The sequence below is a fragment of the Phaeovulum sp. genome (assembly GCF_047638075.1).
Taxonomy (GTDB): Bacteria; Pseudomonadota; Alphaproteobacteria; order Rhodobacterales; family Rhodobacteraceae; genus UBA6197.
Window position 1 is genome coordinate 45,374 of record NZ_JBLJBV010000021.1, and the last position, 21,764, is coordinate 67,137.

At 58.6% G+C, this 21,764-nt stretch carries 18 protein-coding genes and 1 tRNA gene; 8 read left to right on the forward strand and 11 right to left on the reverse strand.

What is annotated here, in order from left to right; genetic code table 11:
- Positions 1-6: 6 nt before the first annotated feature.
- Positions 7-498, forward strand: coding sequence for a pantetheine-phosphate adenylyltransferase (coaD, locus tag ACM62R_RS02980; protein WP_415182584.1), 492 nt, complete (start codon positions 7-9; stop codon positions 496-498).
- A 100-nt stretch (positions 499-598) separates the two neighbouring features.
- Here the strand turns inward: coaD and gap (ACM62R_RS02985) are convergent, their stop codons facing one another.
- The 6 genes from gap (ACM62R_RS02985) to purB form a co-directional block, all read right to left on the reverse strand.
- Positions 599-1,600 carry a type I glyceraldehyde-3-phosphate dehydrogenase gene (gene gap, locus ACM62R_RS02985; RefSeq protein WP_415182585.1) on the reverse strand — a complete coding sequence of 334 codons (1,002 nt, stop codon included), beginning with the start codon at positions 1,598-1,600 and terminating at the stop codon, positions 599-601.
- A 94-nt stretch (positions 1,601-1,694) separates the two neighbouring features.
- Positions 1,695-1,838 (reverse strand): hypothetical protein, encoded by a 144-nt coding sequence (locus ACM62R_RS02990; protein ID WP_415182586.1) that lies wholly within the window; start codon positions 1,836-1,838, stop codon positions 1,695-1,697.
- Positions 1,839-1,859: 21 nt separating this feature from the next.
- Complete coding sequence (gap, locus tag ACM62R_RS02995) at positions 1,860-2,861, reverse strand: type I glyceraldehyde-3-phosphate dehydrogenase (RefSeq protein WP_415182587.1); 1,002 nt, start codon at positions 2,859-2,861, stop codon at positions 1,860-1,862.
- A gap of 220 nt (positions 2,862-3,081) precedes the next feature.
- The gene (locus ACM62R_RS03000; protein WP_415182588.1) at positions 3,082-4,134 is read right to left on the reverse strand and encodes a flagellar motor switch protein FliG; all 1,053 of its coding nucleotides are present in this window, start codon (positions 4,132-4,134) and stop codon (positions 3,082-3,084) included.
- Between the two features lie 87 nt (positions 4,135-4,221).
- On the reverse strand, positions 4,222-4,374 hold the full coding sequence (locus tag ACM62R_RS03005; protein WP_415182589.1) for a hypothetical protein: 153 nt from the start codon (positions 4,372-4,374) through the stop codon (positions 4,222-4,224).
- Positions 4,375-4,447: 73 nt separating this feature from the next.
- On the reverse strand, positions 4,448-5,752 hold the full coding sequence (purB, locus tag ACM62R_RS03010; RefSeq protein ID WP_415182590.1) for an adenylosuccinate lyase: 1,305 nt from the start codon (positions 5,750-5,752) through the stop codon (positions 4,448-4,450).
- Between the two features lie 129 nt (positions 5,753-5,881).
- Between purB and ACM62R_RS03015 the strand changes: the two genes are divergently transcribed.
- The gene (locus ACM62R_RS03015; RefSeq protein ID WP_415182591.1) at positions 5,882-6,406 is read left to right on the forward strand and encodes an NUDIX hydrolase; all 525 of its coding nucleotides are present in this window, start codon (positions 5,882-5,884) and stop codon (positions 6,404-6,406) included.
- Positions 6,407-6,558: 152 nt separating this feature from the next.
- On the opposite strand, the gene glnA is transcribed toward ACM62R_RS03015, so the two are convergent.
- Both glnA and ACM62R_RS03025 read right to left on the reverse strand, forming a co-directional pair.
- A complete protein-coding gene (glnA, locus tag ACM62R_RS03020) occupies positions 6,559-7,968 on the reverse strand; it encodes a type I glutamate--ammonia ligase (RefSeq protein WP_415182592.1) in 1,410 nt (469 codons plus the stop codon).
- A gap of 71 nt (positions 7,969-8,039) precedes the next feature.
- On the reverse strand, positions 8,040-8,378 hold the full coding sequence (locus ACM62R_RS03025) for a P-II family nitrogen regulator (RefSeq protein ID WP_415182593.1): 339 nt from the start codon (positions 8,376-8,378) through the stop codon (positions 8,040-8,042).
- Between the two features lie 170 nt (positions 8,379-8,548).
- Here ACM62R_RS03025 and ACM62R_RS03030 point away from each other — a divergent pair, with 170 nt between their 5' ends.
- Entirely contained in the window at positions 8,549-10,186 is a 1,638-nt protein-coding gene (locus tag ACM62R_RS03030; protein ID WP_415182594.1) for an NAD(P)H-hydrate dehydratase, read from the forward strand.
- Here the strand turns inward: ACM62R_RS03030 and ACM62R_RS03035 are convergent.
- A complete protein-coding gene (locus ACM62R_RS03035; RefSeq protein WP_415182595.1) occupies positions 10,177-10,701 on the reverse strand; it encodes a Hint domain-containing protein in 525 nt (174 codons plus the stop codon). The two genes, ACM62R_RS03030 and ACM62R_RS03035, sit on opposite strands and share 10 nt — an antisense overlap.
- 154 nt (positions 10,702-10,855) lie before the next feature.
- Between ACM62R_RS03035 and ACM62R_RS03040 the strand changes: the two genes are divergently transcribed.
- Positions 10,856-10,939: transfer RNA gene (locus ACM62R_RS03040), tRNA-Leu, on the forward strand.
- A 654-nt stretch (positions 10,940-11,593) separates the two neighbouring features.
- The gene (locus tag ACM62R_RS03045) at positions 11,594-13,240 is read left to right on the forward strand and encodes a serine hydrolase (RefSeq protein ID WP_415182596.1); all 1,647 of its coding nucleotides are present in this window, start codon (positions 11,594-11,596) and stop codon (positions 13,238-13,240) included.
- 756 nt (positions 13,241-13,996) lie between these two features.
- Here the strand turns inward: ACM62R_RS03045 and secA are convergent.
- A complete protein-coding gene (secA, locus tag ACM62R_RS03050) occupies positions 13,997-16,663 on the reverse strand; it encodes a preprotein translocase subunit SecA (protein WP_415182597.1) in 2,667 nt (888 codons plus the stop codon).
- A gap of 184 nt (positions 16,664-16,847) precedes the next feature.
- Between secA and ACM62R_RS03055 the strand changes: the two genes are divergently transcribed.
- The 3 genes from ACM62R_RS03055 to ACM62R_RS03065 are packed head-to-tail and all read left to right on the forward strand — an operon-like array spanning position 16,848 to position 19,472.
- On the forward strand, positions 16,848-17,693 hold the full coding sequence (locus ACM62R_RS03055; RefSeq protein WP_415182598.1) for a peptidylprolyl isomerase: 846 nt from the start codon (positions 16,848-16,850) through the stop codon (positions 17,691-17,693).
- A 16-nt stretch (positions 17,694-17,709) separates the two neighbouring features.
- A complete protein-coding gene (argJ, locus tag ACM62R_RS03060) occupies positions 17,710-19,077 on the forward strand; it encodes a bifunctional glutamate N-acetyltransferase/amino-acid acetyltransferase ArgJ (protein ID WP_415182599.1) in 1,368 nt (455 codons plus the stop codon).
- Positions 19,074-19,472: a (deoxy)nucleoside triphosphate pyrophosphohydrolase gene (locus ACM62R_RS03065; protein ID WP_415182600.1), complete on the forward strand. Its 399-nt coding sequence runs from the start codon at positions 19,074-19,076 to the stop codon at positions 19,470-19,472. Before argJ ends, ACM62R_RS03065 begins: the two co-directional genes overlap by 4 nt.
- Before the next feature lie 112 nt (positions 19,473-19,584).
- Here ACM62R_RS03065 and infB read toward each other — a convergent pair.
- The coding region (gene infB / locus ACM62R_RS03070) for a translation initiation factor IF-2 (RefSeq protein ID WP_415182601.1) at positions 19,585-21,764 on the reverse strand (2,180 nt) is incomplete at its 5' end.

Here is a 21,764-nt window from a genome sequence, read left to right on the forward strand (position 1 = left end):
GACCTCATGCGTATCGGCCTTTATCCGGGCACCTTTGACCCAGTGACGCTGGGCCATATTGATATTATCCAGCGCGCTATGGTGCTGGTGGATCGGCTGGTGATCGGGGTCGCTATAAATCGCGATAAAGGGCCCCTGTTTTCGCTGGAAGAACGGGTTGCGATGTTGGAGACCGCGTGCGTCGATGTCATGGTCAAGACAGGCGGAGAGATCCTGGTGCACCCGTTCGAAAATCTGCTGATTGATTGCGCCCGCGATGTGGGGGCAGGGGTCATCATTCGCGGATTGCGTGCAGTCACTGATTTTGAATATGAGTTTCAAATGGTTGGCATGAACCGCGCCTTGGACTCTACAGTCGAGACGGTGTTCCTGATGGCTGATGCCCAGCGTCAGGCAATCGCCTCGAAACTAGTCAAGGAAATAGCGCGGTTAGGTGGGGATGTTTCAAAATTCGTCTCGTCTGACGTCAAGGTGCGGCTTGACCAGAAATTCGGCTGACTTCTGGCGAACTCTTGATCAAGGAACGCGGCAACCGAAACAAAGCTTGGCCCCGGCGATTTGACAAGGTGTCGGGGGGCATGGCCCCCCCAAAATAACGTCAGATCAGTTTTCCCATCGCCACGGCGGTGTCTGCCATTCGGTTCGAGAAACCCCATTCATTGTCGTACCAGGCCAGCACACGAACCATACGGCCCGATAGAACCTTGGTTTGATCCATATGAAAAATGGAGGAATGGGCGTCATGGTTGAAATCCATGCTTACGTTTGGCATGTCTGTGTAACCTAAAATACCCTTCAGCCAGCCATCCGCCGCTGTGCGAATGATGCTGTTGATCTCCTCAACAGTCGTGTCGCGTGACGCCTCAAACACTAGGTCAACGGCCGACACATTCGGTGTTGGCACCCGGATCGCGACCCCATCGAGTTTGCCTTTCAGCTCGGGCAAAACCAATCCTACCGCCTTTGCGGCCCCGGTAGAGGTCGGGATCATGCTTAGGGCGGCGGCGCGGGCGCGATACAAATCCTTGTGCATCGTATCCAGTGTCGGCTGATCGCCGGTGTAGCTGTGAATGGTGGTCATGAAACCTTTGGTGATGCCGACCGTATCGTTCAGCACCTTTGCCACCGGTGACAGGCAGTTGGTGGTGCAAGAGGCGTTTGACACAATAAGCTGATCCACTGTCAGCGTGTCATGGTTGACCCCGTAAACAATGGTATTGTCCGCCCCCGCCGAAGGGGCAGAAACGAGTACTCGGCTAGCGCCATTTTCAAGGTGGCTTGCTGCTTTGTCGCGTGCGGTAAAGATCCCGGTGCATTCCAGAACGATATCGACATGTGCCCACGGCAGCTCATCAGGGCTGCGGATGGCGGTCACCTCAATCGGGCCCCGGCCTACGTCAATCGTGCTGGCTGTGGTCGTAACCGTCGCGGGAAAACGACCGTGAACCGAATCAAAGCGAAGCAGATGCGCATTGGTTTCCACCGGCCCCAGATCATTGATCGCTACCACCTCGATATCAGTTCGTCCTGATTCGATGATTGAACGCAACACGTTACGACCGATCCGGCCAAATCCATTTATCGCTACCTTTACCGTCATCATCACCTCCTGAACCAAGCAGGGTGACACCCTACTGTTAGTTTAGCGCTAACATCGGTGTTTATCGCTAAACGTCAACCCATAACTAGGGCGTTTAGCGCCAGAAAGCGACGTAATCGACAAGATCGAAGATCTTTTTAGCTATGAAAAGACTTGCGTTCCAACCGTAGAATACGAAATCAATCAGAAAAAATGCGACAATCAATAGCCCGATGCCCAATGCAATTTTGTTCGTCATCCGGCCTTATGGCGCCCCTTGCTACAAGAGGCGCCCCATCGCACCGGCCACGTCGGCCATACGGCATGAAAAGCCCCATTCATTATCATACCAAGCCAGTACACGCACGGTGCGTCCACCGACAACCTTGGTTTGCTCGGGGGCAAATATGGATGAATGGGGCGTGTGGTTAAAGTCGATAGAGACCTTTGGCTCGGGATCATAAGATAGCACCATGCCCATGTAGCCGGCAGCCGCTTCGCGTACGATTTCGTTGACCTCATCGCGGGTTACGGATTTTCCGGCCTCAAAGGTAAGGTCCACTGCCGACACGTTGGGCGTCGGCACCCGCAGCGCGGTTCCGTCCAGCTTGCCCGCCAGTTCGGGTAGCACTTCGCCTAGCGCCCGGGCCGCACCGGTTGAGGTGGGGATCATCGCCATCGCGGCCGCACGGGCGCGATAAAGATCCTTGTGTCGGCGGTCCATCGTCGGCTGATCGCCGGTATAACTGTGAATCGTAGTCATGATTCCGCGTTCGATTCCGATCGTGTCGTTCAGCACTTTTGCCAGTGGTGCCAGACAGTTGGTCGTGCATGACCCATTTGAGACAACATGATGATCGGTTGTCAGTTGGCGGTGGTTGACACCATAAACCACGGTCTTGTCGGCATTGGTTGCAGGCGCTGAAACCAGCACCCGGCGTGCGCCCCGAGTGAGGTGAACTGCCGCTTTGTCGCGAGAATTGAATTTCCCAGTGCACTCAAGAACAACATCGACGCCTGACCAGTCTAGCTCTTCCGGCTCATACGTCGACATCACTTCGATCGGGCCGCGCCCCAGATCCAGGGTTTGCCCTTCGACCCGGATCGACCCCGGAAACCGCCCATGTACCGAGTCGTATTTAAGCAGATGTGCGTTCGTCTCGATCGGGCCGGTGGCATTGATCTTGACGACCTGGACGTCATTTCGTGCAGCTTCGGCGATGTGGGCCAAAGTACAGCGCCCGATGCGGCCAAAACCATTGATCCCGATGGTGACGGTCATTGCGCTCTCCTATGTCTCGCAAGTCACGGGCGCGGGGGCCTGCTGCGCCTCTCCCATGGGTTTGCATACCATGGCGTCTACGGTAATAAAATCCTTCAAATCAATGTGTTAGCGAAAACATACCCTGTTGGCGTTAACAGCAGGCGCAAAGCGGCATGAAAATTGGTGCTTTTTATGCCCGCGATTGCCGCCCCAGGGCTGGGTCGGGGCGGGCAGGATGCTAATCTTCATCTTCTGCAATCAGGAATATTTCGCCCGCGGCCTCAATTTCACGGATTGCAGCAACAATCGCGCCCTTTGCCTCTTCCCCATCCTTCTCTTTGACCTTGCCCAGATTGCTTACTTCTTCGCGTAACGCTGCTGCCATGCGTTGCGATATATTCGCGAGGATGAACTCGGCTGATGCGGCATCTTCGCCGGTGGCGGCTGCCAGTGCGCAAACCATTTGCGCCTGATCCACTGCCCTGAGAATTTTCGGGATATCACGCGCGTCAATACGGGCGGGAATATTGGTGAAGGTAAAGATTGCCTTGCGAACCCTGTCGGCAAAGACCTGATCTTCCTCGTCCAACCCCTTCAGAACCGCATCCCGCGTTGCCGCCGCCGAATAGTTCAGGATTGCGCCGACACGTTCAACAGGCCCGGTATCAAAGGCTTTCGTCGGAATCGCGTCCAATTGCCCGGCCAACGCCTGTCCTATGCGCCAGACCGTTTCCGGCGCGACATTACCCGTCAGCGAGACCGCATAGGCCACCCGCCGCGCCTTGTCCCCCGCCAAACGCCCCAACAGCTCGGCAGCCTTCGCTACGGATAGTTTTGATAGCATCACCGCGCCAACTTCGGTGCTTTCCTCCTCCAATACCGGCAACAACTGATCCACCGATAGCCCCGCAATCCGCAGCCACGGATCAGATTTGGAACTGGCTCCTGCCATCCGTCTAAGCCGATTTGATGCCGAGGCCGAAAGATGCCCGTCCAGCATCGTCAACGCCCCATCCAGGCCCTCAGGGAAGGATAATCCAACCTTCTCAATATGTTCGCAAAACTCCTCGATCACCGCAGACAGGGTGTCGCGGTCCACCATTTTCATCCCGGCGATCTGTTCGGTCAGTGCGGTTTGCGCATCTTCGGATAGTTGGGCGAGCGGCAATTGCGCGCCTTCTGATAAGAGCAGACGCACGATTACCGCTGCCTTCTGGCGCCGTGTCAGCGATGCAGGTGGGGGTAATTCCGTCAGCCGGCCCAGACCCTGAAATGGTGCGATTGCGTTCACCCGACCCTCCTTGATATCGGTAAAGACCGATCAAAGACAGCCTCGCACAGCGGGGTTAAAAGGCCCTTACCCGTATTTGTTTTTCATCTAGCTGGACTGGATTACACAGGCATTGACGCCCGCATCCCAGATCTGACCCACCGGGCAGCGCGTCGCCTGGCGGTCATCGTGACAGCCGTTGGCCACAGCCGAGAACGGTAAAAATAGAAGGGCCAGCAGTGCAAACACTTTGGTCTTCATGGTGGTCTCCTTTCCTGTAACGACGAAAAGAAGACCACGAAGCGGTGCGAATCACCCTATCACGGCTGCGTGATCAGGCACCAAACACCCGCTTGAAAATGGTGTCGACATGCTTGGTGTGGTAGCCAAGATCAAACTTTTCCTCGATCGCGGCAGGGCTTAGGGCGGCGATCACTTCAGCATCGGCCAATAGCTCGGTCTTGAAATCCGCGCCCTTTTCCCAGACCTTCATCGCATTGCGTTGCACCAGACGGTAGCTGTCTTCGCGTGAAACACCCGCCTGCGTCAGCGCCAAAAGCACCCGCTGACTCATCACGAGACCGCGAAATTTGTTCATGTTTGCCAACATGTTATCGGGGTATATTACCAGCTTTTCAATCACCCCAGCCAGACGGTGCAGGGCAAAATCCAGCGTGATTGTGGTGTCAGGGCCGATCGCGCGTTCAACGCTTGAATGGGAAATATCGCGCTCGTGCCAAAGCGCCACGTTTTCCAGGGCAGGCACCACCGACATCCGCACCAGCCGCGCAAGGCCGGTCAGGTTTTCTGTCAGCACCGGGTTGCGTTTATGCGGCATCGCGCTCGAGCCCTTTTGACCGGGGCTGAAGAACTCCTCAGCCTCCAGCACCTCGGTGCGCTGCATGTGGCGGATCTCGATTGCGACGTTTTCGATGCTGCTGGCGATGACACCCAGCGTGGCAAAGAACATCGCATGACGATCACGCGGAATGACCTGCGTGCTGATCGGCTCGACCCGAAGGCCCAGTTTTTCGCACACATGTTCCTCGACCGCCGGGTCGATATTGGCAAAAGTGCCGACAGCACCTGAAATCGCGCCGGTGGCCACTTCCCAGCGGGCCTTTTCCAAACGGTTCTTGTTGCGGTCCATTTCGGCGTAGAAGCGCGCAAAGGTCAGGCCCATGGTGGTTGGTTCGGCATGGATGCCGTGGCTGCGGCCAATGCGGACGGTGTCCTTATGCTCGAACGCGCGTTTTTTCAGCGCCGCCAGAACACGGTCCATACCGGCCAGCAAAATGTCGGTCGCGCGCACCAGCTGCACGTTGAACGTGGTGTCCAGCACATCTGAACTGGTCATCCCCTGATGCACGAAGCGCGCATCATCCGCCCCGATATGTTCCGCCAGATGGGTCAGAAAGGCGATCACGTCATGTTTGGTGACGGCTTCAATCTCATCAATCCGTGCAACGTCAAACGTCGCATCCTTTGCGCGCCAGACCGCTTCGGCATTGGCGCGTGGGATCACCCCCAGATCGGCCTGGGCGTCGCAGGCATGGGCCTCGATTTCATACCAGATCCGGAACTTGGTTTCCGGCGACCAGATGGCGACCATTTCGGGGCGGGAATAGCGCGGGATCATGACGGGACCTTTGTTTGCTGGGGTTGTGCGCCTGATAGCGGCTGGACAGCGCCGGGGCAAGGTGCCGATGGGCGCTAGTGGCTGGCTATGGCGTGGCGGGCAAGGTAGGGGTGACAAAAGAGGTGAGTTATGGATTTGCCCGAGATCGGGGTCTTCACGCCGCAAAACGCGCGCGATCAGGCAATGGCGGCGCGCCTTGCTGCGTTTCTGGCGCGTGAATCGGCGGCCTTTGGGCGCGATCCTGCTACCGGTCATGTCACCGGGTCGGCGGTGGTGGTCAACCCCGCGCGCGACAAGATGGTGTTGACCCGCCACGCGACGCAGGGGCGCTGGTTGCACCCCGGCGGGCACTGCGATGGCATCCGTGACCCGCGCTTCGTGGCCCTGAAAGAGGCGTATGAGAAATCCGGTCTGCCGCGGATCGACCCGCTGGGCAGTGACATTCTGGATATCGACATCCATGAAAGTCCGGCCTGCGGTGCGGACCCTGCCCACCTGCATTACGATCTGCGCTATGTCTTTATTGCCGCCGAGTCACCGCCGCGTGCCCTGGCAGAATCGACGGCGCTTGCATGGGTGCCGTTGGCGCGGTTGCAAGACTACAGCGATGACGCCTCGGTCCTGGTCTTGCGCGACAAACTGGCCCGTATTTGATATTTTTCAACCGTCTTTGGCGCATTGTCACCGCAGAGGGTGCCGCTATTGTAGGGGCGGTAAGGTGGCGTCCCTTGAATATGATCAAGCGGCGAAACCCGTGTGAAAGGGCGCCGGTTTCAGCGCCCTTCAGGATTGTGCTTTCCGCTGCCTCAGCAGGAATAATACATCTGGTATTCTACCGGATGGGGCGTGTGTTCAAAGGCGTAAACCTCTTCCCATTTCAACGCCATGTAGCCGTTGAGCTGATCCTTGGTGAAGACATCACCGGCCAACAGAAAGTCGTGGTCTTTTTCCAGTTCGACCAGCGCCTCGCGCAATGAGCCACAGACGGTGGGAATTTCGGCCAGTTCCTCGGGGGGCAGATCATAAAGATCCTTGTCCGACGCCGGGCCGGGGTCGATCTTGTTGCGGATCCCGTCCAGCCCTGCCATCAATAGCGCTGCATGGCAAAGATAGGGGTTGGCCGCCGGGTCGGGAAAGCGCGCCTCCACCCGTTTCGCCTTGGGCGACTCGGTCCAGGGAATACGAATCGCGCCTGAACGGTTGCGCGCGGAATAAGCCCGCAGAACCGGCGCCTCAAAGCCCGGAATCAGCCGCTTGTAGCTGTTGGTCGAAGGGTTGGTGATCGCGTTCAGCGCTTTGGCGTGCTTCAGGATGCCGCCAATGAACCACAGCGCCTCTTGCGACAGATCGGCATATTTGTCGCCCGCAAAAATCGGTTTGCCGTCTTTCCAGATCGACATGTTGACATGCATGCCGGACCCGTTGTCCCCCTTGATCGGCTTGGGCATGAAGGTTGCCGATTTGCCGTAGGCATGGGCCACGTTGTGGATCACATATTTGTATTTTTGCATGTTGTCGGCCTGTTCGACCAACCCGCCAAAAAGCATGCCCAGTTCGTGCTGGGTTGAGCCGACCTCATGGTGATGCTTGTCAACGCGGATCCCCATACGCTTCATCGTTGACAGCATCTCAGCGCGCAGATCCTGGGCGGCGTCCGTCGGGTTTGTCGGAAAGTAGCCGCCCTTGACGCCGGGGCGGTGGCCCGAGTTGCCCATCTCATATTCAGTGTCGCTGTTCCACGAGGCATCGACCGCATCAACCTCGAATGAGACCTTGTTGATCGCGACGCTAAAACGCACGTCGTCAAACAGGAAAAACTCGGCCTCGGGCCCCCAGTAAGAGGTATCCCCTATTCCTGTCGATTTAAGATAGGCTTCGGCCTTCAGCGCCGTGCCGCGCGGGTCGCGCGAATAGGGCTCGCCGGTGTCGGGTTCGACGACGTTGCAATGCACGCACAGCGTTTTTTCCGCATAGAACGGGTCCAGATAGATCGATTCCGCGTCCGGCATCAGCTTCATGTCGGACTGGTCGATCGACTTCCAGCCGGCAATCGACGATCCGTCGAACATGAAGCCTTCTTCAAAGAAATCCTCGTCAATCAGATCCGAACATAGCGTGACATGCTGCAAGCGCCCGCGCGGGTCTGTGAAGCGCACATCGACGTAATCGACCGCCTCGTCCTTGATCAGCTTGATGACCTCATTAACCTTACTCATGTGACTGCAACCTTTCGTTAGGGCGTCGGTTTGGGGGCATGCCCCCTGATTGATTGGCTAGGCAGGGCGCGTCAAAGCGCATCGTCGCCCGTTTCGCCGGTCCGGATGCGGATTGCCTGTTCCACCGGCGATACAAAGATCTTGCCGTCACCGATTTTTTCGGTCCGGGCGGCAGAAATGATCGCCTCGATCGCGGTTTCCACCATATCGTCGGGCAAGACCATTTCGACCTTCACCTTGGGCAGAAAGTCGACGACGTATTCGGCGCCGCGATAAAGCTCTGTATGGCCTTTTTGGCGCCCAAACCCTTTGACCTCAATCACGCTAAGCCCCTGAATGCCCGCTTCTTGCAGGGCCTCTTTCACGTCATCAAGTTTGAAGGGCTTGATGATTGCTTCAACCTTTTTCATCCGGCCAGACCTCTTTGCGATTGGTGTTGGTGCGTTGTGACCACTTTCAAAGCGGGGGGGCAATCGGCTAGGCTATTTCCACCTTTCGGGAAAGGCAGATTCCCTCGGTTTTGCCTAAATTTAAGGCGGAAGGCATATTTTTTGGGCGCAACTACAACTTTGAGGGCGCGATGACCCATTTCCTACTGACATCTGGTCAGATGCGCGCCGTGGAACAGGCCGCGATCAATATGGGCAGCGTAACGGGGCGTGACCTGATGGAGCGTGCGGGGCAGGGTGTCGTAAGCGCGATCTTTGCGGCGTGGCCGCAGTTGCAGGCGACGTCGCATCGGGCGGTGGTGCTGTGCGGGCCGGGTAATAACGGGGGCGATGGCTTTGTCATTGCGCGGCTGTTGACAGAATGGGGCTGGACTGTAGAGGTGTTTTTGTCTGGCGATCCGGCGAAACTGCCGCCCGATGCGCGCAGCAATTATACGCGGTGGTGTGCGATGGGAGGGGTTCGCCCCCTTGAGCGCGCCGCAGTCAGCCAACTGATTCCCGCGGCCGTTTTTCACGATCCACAACAGATGCCCCCCGTGGCGCGCGCTCAGGTGGTGGTGGACGCGCTGTTTGGAACCGGGTTGACCCGTAAGGTTGAGGGTTTGGACGGTCTTTTTGACCTCTCTGCGCAGTGCCGCGATCTGGAGTTTCCGAAATGGATTTCAGTAGATGTGCCGTCCGGGCTTTGTGCGGACAGCGGCAGGGGGCTTGATCGGCAGGTAGAAAAACCACACGCGATCCTGCGCGCGGATCTGACGGTTACGTTTCAATGGCCAAAGGTGGGGCATTTTCTGGCGTATGGCCCATATTTTTGCGGTCGTGTCGCAGTGGCCGATATCGGGTTGACTGCCTGCGACGGTGATCCGCCCTCGATACCGCCTGTTGGCGATTGGCCCAAGCGCCCGGTAACCTTGTCGGGGTTTGCAAACGCCTCAGGAATTCTTGCCAAGCGGATTGAAGGACACAAATATTCCCACGGCCACGCGTTGGTTTTGTCGGGTGGGGTGGGCAGGGGGGGGGCCGCACGTCTGGCGGCACGCGGCGCGTTGCGCATCGGTGCGGGGCTGGTAACAGTGGCCTGCCCCCCCGAGGCGTTGACGGAAAATGCCGCGCGGCTGGATGCGGTGATGCTGCGCACGCTGGCAGATACGGCGGCCTTTGATGAAATGATTGCGGATACACGGTTGAACGCCTTGCTGTTGGGCCCCGGTCTGGGGGTAGCGCGGGCGCGGGCCATGGTTCCGGCGGCGCTGGCGGCAAAGCGCGCCTGTGTTCTGGACGCGGACGCGCTGACGGCCTACGCGGGCGCGCCGGATAAGCTGTTCGCGGCGCTGCACAAAAACTGTGTGCTGACCCCTCACAAAGGTGAATTCACACGCCTGTTCCCCGATATCGCTACGCGACTGGATGCGCCCGCTACCAAGGGCCCCGCCTATTCCAAGGTGGACGCCACGCGCGATGCCGCAGCGCGGGCCGGGTGCGTTGTGCTGCTTAAAGGTGTGGATACGGTTATTGCCACCCCCGAGGGTGAGTGCGGCATCAATTCGGCCCATTACGCGCGCACCGCACCCTGGCTTGCGACGGCTGGGGCGGGCGATGTGCTGGCGGGGTTCGTCACCGGGTTATTGGCGCGGGGAATTGCCCCTTTTCAGGCGGCATCCACAGCCGCGTGGCTTCATGTCGAAGCTGCGCGCCACATCGGTCCCGGTCTTATCGCCGAGGATTTACCCGATGCGTTGCCGGCCGTTTTGAGAACGCTTCACGCCTGAATGCGGCGGGTCAATGGCGCGGCTTTGGCGGTCACGCGCATCGGCTCGGTGCCGATCTCGACGCCATTGGCATAGAATGCCGCCGAAGCGTCCAACGTCAATGTGTAAATCTGCACCCGAACTGATGCTATGGGCGCTATGAACGCATCATCCACCAGACGTTCGACCGGGACGAGCGCCGATTTCTTCCCGTATAGCACCCGCGCCCGCCAATCACGCAGCAACACCCGCGTTTGCGGTGCCAACAGCAACGCCTGCGTCGGGCGCTCAAACCCCAAACAGCAGGACCGAATACCGATCATCGGCCCGACGATCATGGTTTGATGAATATGGGTGATCTTTTGCACGCCAGAATGCGTGACCACACTATCACCGACGAGTAGATATTCTACCGGAAGCGGGCCTTCCGTTGTGCGCACCTCGCTACCCCGCGCGATACCACCGTAGCGGGTCGAGGTGGGCTGGGGCATGGTGGTTCCATGCATGGCGTGGTGTCCAGTAATCAGTTTGGCCATTGTGGTAATCCTACAGTCCCTTTCTTTTACCTTTTCGCAGCAATAAGGCAATAACTGGTTAATCGCTGGTCTTTTTCTAGCCTATCTGCTGATCACCCGATCTGTGCTTTTTCGCTCGCCTTTGTGCGAACCACTTGCTAGAAGGCGCCTTGTTGCGGGTGTGGCGGAATTGGTAGACGCACCAGATTTAGGTTCTGGCGCCTTTGGCGTGGGGGTTCGAGTCCCTTCACCCGCACCATGTTGATATCATTGATCATTCTCTGGTTTCTTCTTTGCCTCAGCCTGCGGCACCGGGGCGCGCGACAAGGTCTTTTTCGATGACGGCATCCTCTCCCCTTTTGTGTGGGGCTTGAATCATGCGGGCCTGACAGCCTTAGGAAACTTAATGTGTCAGTAACCTGACTCCGGAGAAAGCCCGTGATTGAGCGGCTTTTGCGCGCGTCAAGAAAACCACCCCCACGACGGCCGAGTTTGAAGCTTGGCTTGATCAGGACGGATCACAAGTCTTTGTCAAATCCCAAACCTGCGAGGCGCTTTGGCAAATTACTGAATACTGAGGCAGTTTGTTTCTCTTCCAGATTTATGGCGGCGTTGTGATGGGATTCAACACCCCCTCTTATTTTATGTGCGCGGTGGGTATCATGCGATATCGGCGCTGCGGCCCGCGATAATCATTTCCAAAGAGATGTTGAAACGGTGTCTTCAATCCGGCGGAAAAGACGATGGCAAAGCGCCGGTCCCGTGAAGGGGGCGGGGTGGGCTTGGTCGCGGTGCGCCGGTTGGGTAAGGTGAAAACATGGTGAATGGCGCGATTTTACCATAAGCCCCGCGGCAAACTGGATTGGCGGGCAAATCCTGAGGGCGTGCACGAACTCGGTTAAGGAAAACGACGATGAACAGAATGCTTGCAGCGATCACGACCGTATCCCTGACATTGGGCAGTACCGCCATGGGGCAGACGACCGCGCCACTCGGGGCAGGGGCATCAGACCCAAATACCCTTGGCTGGATGCAGGGATTTCCACCGCCTGCGGACAAAACCATCCGTTTTACTGACCCTGACTATTTTTCTTTCCCAAAGCTGCGCTGGACCGTGTGCCACTTTCGTGAACTGATGCCGTCCGTCGCCGTCCGAAATGGCACCAATGGGGTAAGCGCGCTTCCCGCCGACCCTGATGCCGGGTTGGACGCTGTGACCTTTACACCGCTTGGCGGCGGCGCCCCCCTGACGTGGAACGCCGCGTTCGGTATAAACTACACCGATGGTATTTTGGTTCTTCACAAGGGCCGCGTTGTTTACGAGCGCTATGATGGGTGTCTGGACAAAGACACCTTGCATGGTGCGATGTCAGTCACGAAAAGCCTGACCGGGCTTATGGCCGAAGTGCTGGTTGCCGAGGGCAAACTGGACGGAGCGGCGCAGATGGCAGATGTCATTCCCGAACTGGCGGACAGTGCATTTGGTGATGCCACCGTGGCACAGGTGCTGGAGATGACGACGGCACTGAATTATTCCGAGGATTATGCCGACCCCGATGCCGAAGTCTGGGAATATGCCAAAGCCGGCAGCCCCCTGCCAGCGCCAGAAGGGCAGAACGGGCCACGCAGCTATTTTGACTATCTCCAGACCGTTCAGAAGAAGGGTGAACATGGCGATGCCTTCGGCTACAAGACCGTGAATGCGGATGCGGCAGGCTGGTTGATCGCGCGCACCACGGGTATTTCTGCGGCTGACTATTTTTCCAACCGTATCTGGTCGCGGATCGGCGCCGAGCGTGAGGCATTCTATACTGTCGATTCCATCGGCACACCTTTTGCGGGCGGGGGGTTCAACGCGACGCTGCGCGACATGGCGCGCTTTGGCCAGTTGATGCTGAATGAGGGCAATTGGAACGGCGATCAGATCATCCCCGCCGAGGCAATTGCCCGCATCCGTCAGGGTGGCGACACGACCGCCTTCGCCAGGGCCGGATATGAGTTGCTGCCCGGATGGAGCTATCGCGGCATGTGGTGGATCAGCCATGACGATCACGGCGCGTTTGCGGCGCGCGGCGTGCATGGGCAGACTGTCTGGGTGGATCCGGCGGCCAACATGGTAATCGTGCGGTTCGCGTCGAACCCGGTTGCGGCAAACGCGGCTAGCGATCCGACTTCGTTACCGGCATACCGCGCGGTTGCCGACTACCTCATGGCGCAGGAAGAGGCCCCCCAACTGATCGGACGAGAGTGGATCATCGAGGATATCGCGGGCAGGGGCGTGATCGACAACAGCCCCGCAAGCCTGCTGTTTCTGCCCGACGGCAGCTTGGCCGGAAATGCCACCTGCAATCGGTTGATCGCCAACTACACAGTGGAAAACGGGGCGCTGTCCATCGCCCTCGGTGGCGTTACCATGATGGCCTGCCCCCCGGCCCTTATGGAACAAGAGCAACGCCTTTTGGGGTTACTTGCCGCGGTGGACACTCACACTGTCGATGATGAAGGCGCCTTGGTGCTGACGACATCGCGCGGAGAAACGATCAAGGCCCGCAGGCGGTAATCCGATGCAGATTGAAAATCCCCCGGCCAGGGACCAGCCAAGGCGCTGATCCTGCCGCTTCGCCGCGTGTTGCACAAATGGAAATAGGGATCCGTTCCGAATTTGGCGCGGTCGCCGTGGCCGGCGGATCAGCTGTCATGCCTGTCACACGGTTATCAAGCGGGCGCAGGCAATCATACTACGGGGCCGGCACCCGGTTATGATTGTCACGATCGGCCGGGCATTCGGGTGCTGGGCAATCAGAGGTGAAGCTGGCCGAGGCTTCCGCAGGGGGAGTTACTGCATAGGAGGCCGCCAAATCGGGGGGAACGTGACGATTGGGAAGTTTTGGGAACGCTGTCGAATTCGATAGATTAAAGGCTGTCTTGCGCGTCTTTTGGTTGTCGAAGACACCGGCAACCGATGTGATGTTGGTTAGCCCTGCGGATTTCTCTAGCGTTTCAGCACCTGATATCGTGGCGTGACGGTCTGGAATGGCGCCGCTTTGCATGAAATGCCCTGCAGCCGCTGCCACAAGAAGCGCTACACCAACCGGCGCGGCGTTTTGCCTGATCCGCATGATTTCCCCCAGATTTCAACTTCTTAAGACAGGGTTAATTGCGAAAAGGGGCGAAGCCATGACGAGGAAAAGGCATTCTTGGTGATGCCAAACGCCAACGCTTCTTTGATATAAGGGAAAAACCGCCTGTATACGGCTATATAGTGACAAGGGCGGCTTTCGCCGCCCTTTCAATGCCGTAATCCGTGGCGGATTGGTTATGCAAGCCGACCATGACAGTGTTTGAACTTTTCCCCCGAACCGCACGGGCAGGGGTCATTCCGCGAGGGGTTGCCCCAGGTGCTTGGATCGGCTTCGTCAAACCCCTCGACAAGGGGGGGCGGCGCGGTTGCTTCGGGGGCCTTTGGGGCGGCCTGCGCCATCATCGCGGCCTGTTCTTCGGCTGTCAGTGGGCGGATCTGTGCCAGCCGCTGGGTTACATCTGCGCGTAACCCGTCAAGAAGGGCTTCGAACAACTGAAAGCTTTCGGTCTTGTATTCTGAAAGCGGGTCACGCTGCGCATAACCGCGGAACCCGACGACCGAACGCAGGTGTTCCAATGTTACCAGATGTTCGCGCCATTTGGTGTCGATCGTCTGCAAAAGGATCTGCTTTTCGATCGAGCGCATGGTTTCATCACCAAAGACCTCGGCCTTTTGTGCCATGAAGGCGTCGGTAGCCTGCTCCAGCCGCTCGCGAATACTCTCTTGGTCGACGCCTTCTTCGGCGGCCCAGGACGCAATCGGCAGATCAATATTCAACTTGGTCAGCACGGCCTCGTGCAGACCGTCCGTGTTCCACTGATCGGCGTAAGATTTCGGCGGCATGAATTCCGTAACCAGATCATCAATCACCTGATGGCGCATATCGCGGGCAATCTCGGAAATGTCGTCGGCTTCCATGATTTCCCGGCGCTGGCTGAACACGGCCTTTCGCTGGTCATTCATCACGTCGTCAAATTTCAACAACTGTTTGCGGATGTCAAAGTTACGGCCTTCAACCTTGGCCTGCGCGCGTTCCAGCGATTTGTTCACCCATGGGTGCACAATTGCCTCGCCTTCCTTCATGCCAAGGCTGGACAATACCTTGTCCAGACGATCCGACCCGAAAATGCGCATCAGGTCATCTTCGAGGCTGAGGAAAAACAGGCTACGGCCGGGATCGCCTTGACGGCCGGAACGGCCGCGCAGCTGGTTGTCGATGCGGCGGCTTTCGTGACGTTCGGTCGCCAGCACAAACAGGCCACCCGCAGCAATGACGCGCGCTTTTTCGTCGGCGTGTTCGGCCTCGATTCGCGTGCGAAGCGTGTCGGGGTTGGCGGTGGGGTCTTTGGCCAGCGCCTCAAGAACCTTCATGTCAACGTTGCCGCCCAACTGAATGTCGGTGCCGCGGCCGGCCATGTTGGTGGCAATCGTCACGGCGCCGAACTTACCCGCGTCCGCAACGATTGTTGCTTCTTGTTCGTGCTGGCGCGCGTTCAGAACATTATGCGGAATTTTCTCTTTCTTGAGAAGATCCGACAGCATTTCCGATTTTTCAATCGACGTTGTGCCAACCAGCATCGGCTGACCAACCGCCTGCGCCTTTTTGATTGCCACCACGACGGCGGCGTATTTTTCATTGGCGGTGCGGTAAACGCGGTCGTGATCATCCTTCCGCTGGATCGGGCGGTTGGTGGGTACTTCCACCACACCCAGTTTGTAGATTTCCTGAAACTCTTCGGCTTCGGTCGAGGCGGTGCCGGTCATCCCGGCCAGCTTTTCGTAAAGGCGGAAGTAGTTTTGAAAGGTCACACTGGCCAAGGTCACGTTTTCGGGCTGGATGGTGACGCCCTCTTTCGCCTCGATCGCCTGATGCAGACCATCCGACAGGCGGCGGCCCGCCATCATCCGGCCGGTAAATTCGTCGACGAGCACCACCTCATCATTCCGCACGATGTAGTTCTGATCCTTGTGGAAAAGCTTATGCGCGCGCAGGGCCTGGGTGACGTGATGCACGATAGTCGTGCTTTCGGGATCGTAAAGCGACTGACCGGGGGGCAAAACGCCATCTTCCTGCAGCCGGTTTTCGATGAATTCGTTGCCCTCTTCGGTATAGGTGGCGTTGCGGGTCTTTTCATCCAGCTTGAAATGCTCGGGCAGGATTTCAGGGATATAGGCATCCAGCACACGGTAAAGGTCGCTGCGGTCCTGGCTGGGGCCAGAGATGATCAGCGGGGTGCGCGCCTCATCGACCAGAATACTGTCCACCTCGTCGACGATCGCAAAGAAATGGTCGCGCTGCGCCATTTCCGCAATGCTGCCGCGCATGTTGTCGCGCAGATAGTCAAAGCCCAGTTCGTTATTGGTGGCATAGGTCACGTCCGCCTTGTAGGCGGCACGCTTTTCCTCATCCGACTGGTTGGGGTAAACCACCCCTGTCGTCAGGCCCAGCTGCGCATAGACCTTGCCCATCCATTCCGCATCGCGCTTTGCCAGATAGTCGTTGACGGTCACGATATGCACGCCCTTGCCCGCCAGTGCGTTCAGATAGGCGGGAAAGGTGGCGACAAGGGTCTTGCCTTCGCCGGTTTTCATTTCGGCAATATTGCCCTGATGCAGGAAAATGCCGCCCATCAACTGCGTGTCAAATGCCCGCAGGCCAAGCGCCCGACGGGCCGCCTCCCGGCAGTTTGCAAAGGCTTCGGGCAACAGATCATCAAGGCTTTCGCCGCCCTGCGCCCGTGCGGACAGTGCTTTGGTTTTCGCCTTGATTTCATCATCCGAGAGCTTTTCAAACTCGGCTTCCAGTGCGTTGACCTTCGCCACAAGCGGGCGCACCGATTTTACCTTGCGGTCATTGGGGGTGCCAAAAACCTTTTTCGCGAGTGTCCCAAAGCCCAGCATGTTTTCTCCGCAGGATCGACTGACCAATTCGTGTGATTGTCGGCCTTGCCCGCGCCTCAGTGCGAGCCTAGAACGGCGGGCAAATATGGGCGGACAGGGCCATGACAAGACCCTTGGCGATGTAAGCGCCAGCCGCCAAAGTGTCAACGCCACGGGGGTCCGTGGCCTTAAAGGAGTGGCTTTGATGTCGATTGTTACGAAATTTTTGGGTGCAACCGCGCTGACATTGGCGATTTCCGGGCCAATCCATGCCGCAGATCTTACCGCCGATAGCGTGATGGCTACGGTGAATGGCACCAAGATTACGTTGGGGCATATGGTTGCCGTGCGCGATAGCCTGCCTGCGGAATATCAGACGCTTGCCGATGACGTGTTGTTTACGGGTATTCTGGATCAGTTGATTCAGCAAACCGCCCTGTCGGAAATCGGCGCGGCCAAGATGACCAAGCGCGATGAGATGATGCTGGAAGTGGACCGGCGGGCCTATCTGGCGGGTGCGGTTCTGGATCAGACCGCAAAAAGCGCTGTCACCGAAGACGGCATCAAAACCGCCTATGATATGAAATACGCCGCGGCCGAGCCCACGCGCGAATATAACGCCGCCCATATCATCGTGGCAACCGAGGATGAGGCCAAGGCGATCAAAGCCGAGATCGGCGCTGGCGCCGATTTTGCCGAAACCGCCAAGCTGAAGTCGACCGATGGCGCGGCTGCGGGTGGGGGCGATCTGGGCTGGTTCGGTTTGGCGGCGATGGTCAAGCCCTTTGGCGACGCCGTGGCCGCGATGAAGCCGGGCGACATCGCCGGGCCGGTGCAGACCGAATATGGCTGGCACATCATCAAACTGATCGACAGCCGCCTGACCGAGGCCCCCTCGATCGAGGATGTCCGGGCCGAGCTGGAAGGCGATTTGCGCCAAGAGGCTGTGCAAGCCCGGGTTGCGGAGGTTGTTGAAAAAGCCAAGATTGAAAAGCAGGTCGAAGGCGTTGATCCGGCAATTCTGAAAGACACGTCGATTCTGGGCAACTAAGCAAAAGGGCAGGGCAATGGCCAAGAAAGAGTCGAAAAAAGCGGATGGCTGGAAGGCCAAGGCAAAAAAGCTGAAGTCGAAACTTGCCAAGCTGGAAAAGCGGCTGGATGCGATTTTGGCGGATACTTCCCTGGGCAAGAAACCAAACCCGGTGTCACCCCTGGCGCCTGCCGCCTTTCCCGCGCTTCCGGTTATTGCGGGGGCCGAGTTCGCTGCAGCCGAGGCGCAGGTTCGCTATGCGGGGCGCACCGATGTGATGCTGGTGCGGCTTGCGCCGGGCACTGCGATTGCAGGGGCCTTTACCCGGTCATCCACCCGCGCGGCCTGCGTGCTGGACTGTCAGGCCAAGCTGGCGGTAACGGCGCCCGCAGATGCCGGGGCCGCGATCATCGTCAATTCCGGTAACGCCAACGCCTTTACCGGCGCGGCGGGGCAAGAGGCGGTCGATGCGGTCACGGGCGCTGTTGCCTCGGCGCTGGGTGTGCCGGCTAGCCGGGTGTTTTCATCCTCGACCGGGGTAATCGGGGAGCCGCTGCCCTACGACCGGATCACAGCCAAGGTGCCGGATCTGGTCGCAGCGCTTGATGCTGCGGCGATCAAACATGCCGCCCGTGCGATCATGACCACCGACACCTTCCCCAAAGGTGCCATGGCCGAGGTGCAGGGCGAGGGCGGCGCAATCCGCATTGCGGGTATTGCCAAAGGGTCGGGCATGATTGCGCCCGATATGGCGACGATGCTGGTTTATATCTTTACCGACGCGAAAATCTCGGCCGAGAATTTGCAAAAGATCCTGTCGCGGCAAATTGATGATACGTTCAACGCGATCACCGTGGATAGCGACACCTCAACCTCGGATGCGCTGGTTTTGGCGGCAACAGGGCAAAGCGCTGCCGCCGAAATCGGTGATCTGCGCGGCAAGATTGCCAAAGACTTTGAGGCCGCGCTGCGTGGTGTGATGATGGACCTCGCGCATCAGGTGGTGCGCGACGGCGAGGGGGCCACGAAATTTGTTGAGGTGCGGGTGACCGGGGCCGCCGATGCCGCCGACGCGCACCGGGTGGCCATGGCAATCGCCAATTCGCCTTTGGTCAAAACCGCGGTCGCTGGCGAAGATGCAAACTGGGGCAGGGTGGTTGCCGCCATTGGCAAATCCGGCGCAAAGGCTGACCGCGACCGGCTGAAAATCAGCTTTGGCGATATGGTTCTGGCCGAAAATGGCTGGCGCGCGCCGTCCTATGACGAGGAAAAAGCCTCGGCCTATATGGAGGGGGCGGAGCTGGTCATCGGTGTCGATATGGGCCTTGGCAAGGCGTCGAAATCGGTCTGGACCTGCGATTTGACGCACCGCTACATTGACATCAACGCGGATTACCGTTCGTGAAAATACTATTGGTCACGGCTGTCGCGCTGATTGACAAGGATGGTCGTGTCCTGCTGGCCGAGCGCCCGGAAGGCAAATCCATGGCAGGGCTGTGGGAGTTTCCGGGCGGCAAGGTTGAGCCATCCGAGACACCCGAAGCGGCGCTGATCCGTGAATTGCATGAAGAGTTGGGGATAGACACCTATGCCTCGTGCCTCGCGCCGTTGACCTTTGCAAGCCATACCTACCCGGATTTCCACCTGTTGATGCCACTGTTTGCCTGCCGCAAATGGACAGGCATCGTGCAGCCGCGCGAAGGGCAGCGCCTTGCATGGGTGCGACCCGCAGATCTGCGCAACTACCCGATGCCGCCTGCGGATGTACCGTTGATCCCGATCCTGCGCGACTGGCTGTAAGGCAACCCCATCCCTTGCTTGCAGCTACACGAAGCCGGCGCCCATGCAACGAAAAAGCCGCCTGAGATCAGGCGGCTTTTCTTTGGTGTTGGGCACAGAAGGTTTTCGCGCATCAGTCCAGTTTGCGCACAACTTCTTCGCGCTCGAAAATCTCGATCACGTCGCCGTTGCGGATGTCTTCGTAGTTTTCGAAGGCCATCCCGCATTCCTGACCCGAGATCACCTCTTTGACCTCGTCCTTGAACCGCTTGAGCGTCTTCAGCGTGCCTTCGTGGATCACCACGTTGTCGCGCAGCAGGCGCACACCCGCCGACCGGCGCGCCACGCCCTCGGTGACAAGGCACCCGGCAACCTTGCCCACGCCCGACACCTTGAACACCTCTTTGATCGCGGCGTAGCCGATGAAATGCTCGCGCACCTCGTTTTTCAGCAGGCCCGACGCGGCAGCTTTGATGTCATCCACCAAATCATAGATGATCGAGTAGTAACGGATCTCGACACCCTTTTGATTGGCGCTGGCCCGTGCTGAGGCGTTGGCCCGTACGTTAAAACCAATCACCGGCGCGCCTGACGCCTCGGCCAGGCCGATGTCGGTTTCCGTGATTGCGCCAACCCCGGAATGAAGCACGCGCACACGCACCTCTTCATTGCCGATTTTCTCCATCGCCTGAACGATAGCCTCGGCAGAACCCTGCACGTCAGCCTTCACAAGAATCGGCAGTTCGGCCACAGACAGATCCGCCTTGGCCTTGGCCATCAGTTGTTCCAGTGTCGTTGTCGCCCCGGCAGCGGCACGTTTGTCTTTTGCCGCATCCATCCGATAGTCGGCAATCTCGCGGGCCTGAGCCTCGGTTTCGACGACGTTCAACACATCGCCCGCTTCGGGGGTGCCGTGCAGGCCAAGCACCTCGACCGGGACCGAAGGCAGTGCCTCGGAAACCCGCTCGCCCTTGTCGTTTATAAGCGCGCGGACCTTGCCCCACTGCTCCCCGACAACAAAGATATCGCCCTGCCGCAATGTGCCGTTTTGTACCAGAACGGTCGCGACCGGGCCACGGCCGACATCCAGCTTGGCCTCGATCACCGCACCTACCGCATTGCGGTCGGCGTTGGCACGCAGGTCAAGGATTTCGGCCTGAAGGGCGATCGCCTCCAGAAGGTTATCCAACCCGATGCCGGTTTTTGCCGAAACCTCGACATCCTGAACATCGCCCGACATGGCCTCGACGACCACTTCATGCTGCAACAGATCCGTGCGCACCTTTTGCGGGTTCGCCTCGTATTTGTCGATCTTGTTGATCGCCACGATCATCGGCACCTTTGCGGCCTTGGCGTGCGCAATTGCCTCGATCGTTTGCGGCATCACCTGATCATCGGCAGCCACGACCAGCACAACGATATCGGTCACCTGGGCGCCACGGGCGCGCATGCTGGTAAAGGCCGCGTGACCCGGCGTGTCAAGGAACGTAAGAACAGCACCGGTTTCGGTCGTCACCTGATAGGCGCCGATATGCTGGGTAATGCCGCCTGCTTCGCCACCGGCAACGGTAGTTCTGCGGATCGCATCCAAAAGCGAGGTCTTGCCGTGATCGACGTGACCCATGATCGTCACGATCGGCGGGCGCGGCTTGCGGTCTTCGTCGCGGTCCTCGACGGTATCGATGACCTGTTCAACGTCAGCATCCGACACGCGCACTGCTTTGTGGCCGAATTCCTCGATAACCAGTTCGGCGGTATCGGCGTCAATCGGCTCGTTCATTGTGACCATCAAGCCCATTTTCATGAGCGATTTGATAACATCCGCGGCACGTTCAGCCATGCGGTTGGCCAGCTCTTGCACCACGATGGTTTCCGGCAATTGGACGTCGCGGACCATTTTCTCGGCTTTTTGACCGGTTCCCATGGCCTTTTGCCGGGCTTTTTCCTGTTTGCGCTTCATCGCGGCCATGCTGCGTGTGCGCCCGCCCTCACCCGAAAGCGCCTGATTCAGGCTGAGTTTGCCGGTGCGGCGGTTGTCATCGGTTTTGGCTTTGCCCCGTGCGTCACCACGATCATTACTGCGGGTGTCGCGCTCGCGGTCGGTCTTTCGCGGGCCGGCAAGGGTAACGCCCTTGGTTTCGGCGCGCGACGCAACAGCCTCGGCTGCGGCCGGATCAAGGGGTGCGGCCTCTTTCGCAGAAGGCTTGCGCACGTCTTCTTTTTTCTGCGCGCGCAGTTGTGCTTCGCGGGCCTTGCGCTCGTCTTCTTCGGCCTTGGCTTTCAGCGCTTCTTCGCGCTCGCGATCTTCGCGTT

Coding starts and splice junctions, on each gene's coding strand:
- coaD (WP_415182584.1), top strand. CDS start 7: ATGCGTATCGGCCTTTATCCGGGCACCTTTGACCCAGTGACGCTGGGC.
- gap (WP_415182585.1), bottom strand. CDS start 1,600: ATGACGGTAAAGGTAGCGATAAATGGATTTGGCCGGATCGGTCGTAAC.
- ACM62R_RS02990 (WP_415182586.1), bottom strand. CDS start 1,838: ATGACGAACAAAATTGCATTGGGCATCGGGCTATTGATTGTCGCATTT.
- gap (WP_415182587.1), bottom strand. CDS start 2,861: ATGACCGTCACCATCGGGATCAATGGTTTTGGCCGCATCGGGCGCTGT.
- ACM62R_RS03005 (WP_415182589.1), bottom strand. CDS start 4,374: ATGAAGACCAAAGTGTTTGCACTGCTGGCCCTTCTATTTTTACCGTTC.
- purB (WP_415182590.1), bottom strand. CDS start 5,752: ATGATCCCGCGCTATTCCCGCCCCGAAATGGTCGCCATCTGGTCGCCG.
- ACM62R_RS03015 (WP_415182591.1), top strand. CDS start 5,882: ATGGATTTGCCCGAGATCGGGGTCTTCACGCCGCAAAACGCGCGCGAT.
- glnA (WP_415182592.1), bottom strand. CDS start 7,968: ATGAGTAAGGTTAATGAGGTCATCAAGCTGATCAAGGACGAGGCGGTC.
- ACM62R_RS03025 (WP_415182593.1), bottom strand. CDS start 8,378: ATGAAAAAGGTTGAAGCAATCATCAAGCCCTTCAAACTTGATGACGTG.
- ACM62R_RS03030 (WP_415182594.1), top strand. CDS start 8,549: ATGACCCATTTCCTACTGACATCTGGTCAGATGCGCGCCGTGGAACAG.
- ACM62R_RS03035 (WP_415182595.1), bottom strand. CDS start 10,701: ATGGCCAAACTGATTACTGGACACCACGCCATGCATGGAACCACCATG.
- ACM62R_RS03045 (WP_415182596.1), top strand. CDS start 11,594: ATGAACAGAATGCTTGCAGCGATCACGACCGTATCCCTGACATTGGGC.
- secA (WP_415182597.1), bottom strand. CDS start 16,663: ATGCTGGGCTTTGGGACACTCGCGAAAAAGGTTTTTGGCACCCCCAAT.
- ACM62R_RS03055 (WP_415182598.1), top strand. CDS start 16,848: ATGTCGATTGTTACGAAATTTTTGGGTGCAACCGCGCTGACATTGGCG.
- argJ (WP_415182599.1), top strand. CDS start 17,710: ATGGCCAAGAAAGAGTCGAAAAAAGCGGATGGCTGGAAGGCCAAGGCA.